3 protein-coding genes are annotated in these 3,679 nt (G+C 75.2%); 2 read left to right on the top strand and 1 reads right to left on the bottom strand.

Annotation, left to right across the window (positions count from 1 at the left end):
• Positions 1-76 precede the first annotated feature (76 nt).
• The gene (locus tag SCA03_RS34465) at positions 77-769 is read right to left on the bottom strand and encodes a TetR/AcrR family transcriptional regulator (protein WP_141275887.1); all 693 of its coding nucleotides are present in this window, start codon (positions 767-769) and stop codon (positions 77-79) included.
• Positions 770-789: 20 nt separating this feature from the next.
• On the opposite strand from SCA03_RS34465, the gene SCA03_RS34460 reads away from it, so the two are divergent.
• Both SCA03_RS34460 and SCA03_RS34455 read left to right on the top strand, forming a co-directional pair.
• Positions 790-2,487, top strand: coding sequence for an FAD-binding oxidoreductase (locus SCA03_RS34460; protein WP_230989108.1), 1,698 nt, complete (start codon positions 790-792; stop codon positions 2,485-2,487).
• A gap of 236 nt (positions 2,488-2,723) precedes the next feature.
• Positions 2,724-3,593: a diacylglycerol kinase gene (locus SCA03_RS34455; protein WP_030883016.1), complete on the top strand. Its 870-nt coding sequence runs from the start codon at positions 2,724-2,726 to the stop codon at positions 3,591-3,593.
• The last annotated feature ends 86 nt before the right edge of the window (positions 3,594-3,679 follow it).

Here is a 3,679-nt window from a genome sequence, read left to right as displayed (position 1 = left end):
GGGAGCCGTTCCAGGGAGCGGGTGCGGCGGGCGGCGTTCAGCGAGGCGGACCGCTCGGTGTGCACGGTGTGCCCGGTCATGCGGCGTCTCCTTCCGGTGCCGGGGTCTCTTCCTGTGCGGTGACGTCCGGGGAGGCGGTGGCGTCGGGGGAAGCGGTGGCGTCCGGGGAAGGGGCGGTGTCCGGGGAAGGGGCGGTGTCGGGCCGTAGATAGCCGTCGAGGAGGCGGGCGAGGGAGTCGAGCAGCGCCTCCTCGGAGAGGGTGTCGTCGACCAGGCGGCGGGAGACGCCGATGGACTGCGCGGTGAGCAGCACGATCCGGGCCAGCTCCGCCGGTTCGCCGGGGCGTACGGAGCCGTCCCGCTGCCCCTCGGCGAGCTGGGCGTGGAGCAGGTCGAGCGCGGCGTGCTGGCTGGAGCCGAGCCGCTGGAAGACGTAGGTGGCCAGCAGTTCGGCCTCGCTGTCGAGGAAGCGGCGGAACATCGAGTGGTGCCAGACGGCGCGCACGGTGCCGGTGCAGCCGTGCACGATCCGGGGCCGCGCCTCGGTCTCGGTCGCCTCGGCGACGGAGGCGGCGAAGACGGCCTTCAGCTCCCGGGTCATCAGGTCGCCGACGAGCGAGGAGATGTCGGGCCAGTAGCGGTACACGGTCGGCCGGCTCACCCCGGCCCTGCGGGCCACGTCGGTGAGCGTCGTGCGCCGCACCCCGAAGGACTCCACGCAGGCGCGGGCGGCGTCCAGGATGTCGTCCTCACTTTTACGAATTGCCATCACGTGTAAGACTGTACGGCATGAGGCGACCCTCCCACCGCGTCGGCGACATGGCCTGGAACGCCTGGGGCGATCCGGCGCAGGCCCGTGAACTGGACGCGACCCAGCGGCAGTTGCTCATCGACACGCTCGGTGTCACCGTCCCGGCGCCGCCGCGCGCCGACCGCTCGGCCGCCGTCCTGCCCCCCGCGGCCCTGCCGGAGAAGGCCCACACCGCCCTCGCCGGCGTCGTCGGCCCGGAGCACGTCCGCACCGACGACGCCACGCGCCTGCTCCACCTCGGCGGGAAGAGCACCCCCGATCTGCTGCGCCGCCGCGCCGGGGACGCCGCACAGGCACCGGACGCCGTCCTCACCCCCGGCGGGCACGACGAGGTGCAGGCCGTGCTGGAGGTGTGCGCCGAACACCGGGTCGCCGTCGTCCCGTTCGGCGGCGGCACCAGCGTCGTCGGCGGCGTCGAACCGCTGCGGGCCGGCTTCCCCGCCGTCGTCAGCCTCGATCTGCGCCGCCTGGACGCCCTGCTCGACCTCGACGAGGAATCCGGCACCGCCACCCTCCAGGCCGGGTTGCGCACGCCCGAGGCCGAGGAGCTGCTCGGCGCCGAGGGCTGGACGCTCGGACACTTCCCGCAGAGCTACGAGTACGCCACCATCGGCGGCTACGCGGCGACACGGTCGGCCGGGCAGTCCTCGGCGGGCCACGGCCGGTTCGACGCCATGGTGACCGCACTGAAGGCCGCCACCCCGCGCGGCACCCTGGAGCTGGGCCGGGCCCCCGCCTCGGCCGCCGGGCCCGATCTGCGCCAGCTGCTGCTCGGCTCGGAGGGCGCGTTCGGCGTTCTCACCGAGGTCACGGTGCGCATCCGCCGCGCCCCGGCCGAACAGCGCGACGAGGCCTGGACGTTCCCCTCCTTCACCGCCGGGACGGCAGCCGTACGGGAGCTGGCCCAGCGCGGCGCACTGCCCACGGCGATCCGGATATCGGACGAGACCGAGACCTTCGTCAACGCCGTCATCGCCGGTGCCGCCGCGCCCGAGGGCTGTCTGTCCGTCGTCAGCCACGAGGGCACCGGCGCGGAGATCGCCCGGAGCGTGGAGGCCGTGCACGGAGTGCTCACCGCGCACGGCGGCACCCGCCTCGGCACCCCTTCCACCCCTTCCGCTCCTTCCGCTCCTCCCTCCTCTGGCGCCCCTTCCTCCTCCGCCACCCCTTCCGGCACCGCCGACGCCGCTGCCGCCTGGCGGCGGTCCCGGTTCTCCGGGCCGTATCTGCGGGACACGCTTCTGGACACCGGCGTCCTCGCCGAAACCCTGGAGACGGCCGCGAGTTGGTCCGCGCTCCCCGCACTGCGCGCATCCGTCACCGAGGCGCTGACCGACAGCCTGGGCGGCGACGGCCCGGCGCCGGTGATCCTCTGCCACCTCTCGCACGCCTATCCCACCGGCGCCTCCCTCTACTTCACCGTCGCCGCCGACGCCGGCGAGGACCCGCTGCCGCGCTGGTTGGCGGCCAAGCGGGCGGCGGGGGACGTCGTCGCCGCCGCCGGGGCCTCGATCACCCACCACCACGCGGTCGGTACCGACCACCGGGACTGGATGGAGGCCGAAGTCGGCCCGCTCGGCGTGGAGATGCTCGCCGCCGTCAAACGGACGCTCGACCCCGCCGGGATCATGAACCCCGGCAAGCTGATTCCCGCGGCCGCACAGCCCCTCGCATGACCGGCCGGACACCGCCCGGCGGGCCGGACGGGCTGAACGGGCCCGGCGCACCGAACCGGCCAGGCGGGCCCGGCGCCCCGAACGAGCCCAGCGAGCCCGGCGCCCCGAACGAGCCCAGCGGGCCCGGCGCTTCGAACCGGCCGGGTGGAACCAACGCCCCGAACGGGCTCGGCGAGCCCCGCACATCGGTCCGGCCGGGCGGAGCCGGTGGGCGTGGGGACGGGCGGCGTGTCGTCGTGCTGGTCAATCCCGCCGGCGGACAGCGTGGCGCGCACCGGGCGGCCGAGACCGTGCTGGCGCACCTCGCCGCCGCCGGCTGGGACGCCGAACCCGTCGCCGGCGCCGACACCGCCGGCACCCTCGCGCTCGCCAGGGACCGCGTCGCCGCCGGCGTGGACGTGCTCGCCGTCGTCGGCGGCGACGGCATGGTGCACCTCGGCCTCCAGGCCGTCGCCGGCACCCGGGTACCGCTCGCGGTCGTCCCCGCCGGAACCGGCAACGACTTCGCCCGCGCCCTGGGCATCCCCCGCGGCGACCCGGCCGCCGCCGCCCGGCTCGTCACCCACGGCACACCGCGCGCCGTGGACCTCGCGCGGGTCGGCGAGCGGTGGATCGGCACAGTCGTCGCCTGCGGCTTCGACGCCCTCGTCACCGACCGGGCCAACCGGCTGCGCTGGCCGCGCGGCGGTTCCCGCTACACCCTCGCCGTCCTCGTCGAACTCACCAGGCTGCGGCCCCTGCCGTTCCGGATCCGCCTCGACGGAGGGGAGGTGCCGGAGGTCGAACTCGACGCCACGCTGGTCGCCGTGGGCAACACCGCGTACTACGGCGGGGGCATGCGGGTCTGCCCCGACGCCGATCCGTACGACGGTGAACTCGCCGTCACCGTCGTCGAAGGCGCCGGTGCGCTGCGGCTGCCCACCATCCTGCCCCGGCTGTACAACGGGTCCCACCTCTCCCACCCGCGGGTGCGGACCTATCGGGCCCGGCGGATCGAGCTGGCCTCGGCCGGGGTGTTCGCCTACGCCGACGGGGAGTTCGTGGGGGATCTGCCGATTGTTGTGGAGGCCGTGCCCCAAGCGGTTGAGGTTCTGCTGCCCGGCTGACTATGGGGCTTCGCCCCTCTCCCCCTTGCCTCGCCGACCGGGTGTCAGGGCTCCGCCCGTCGGTTCGTCGGCGCTTCGCCCCCGTG

This window comes from Streptomyces cacaoi (assembly GCF_006539165.1).
GTDB classification, from domain to species: Bacteria; Actinomycetota; Actinomycetes; order Streptomycetales; family Streptomycetaceae; genus Streptomyces; species Streptomyces cacaoi.
This window is presented reverse-complemented; position numbering and strand designations above follow the sequence as displayed.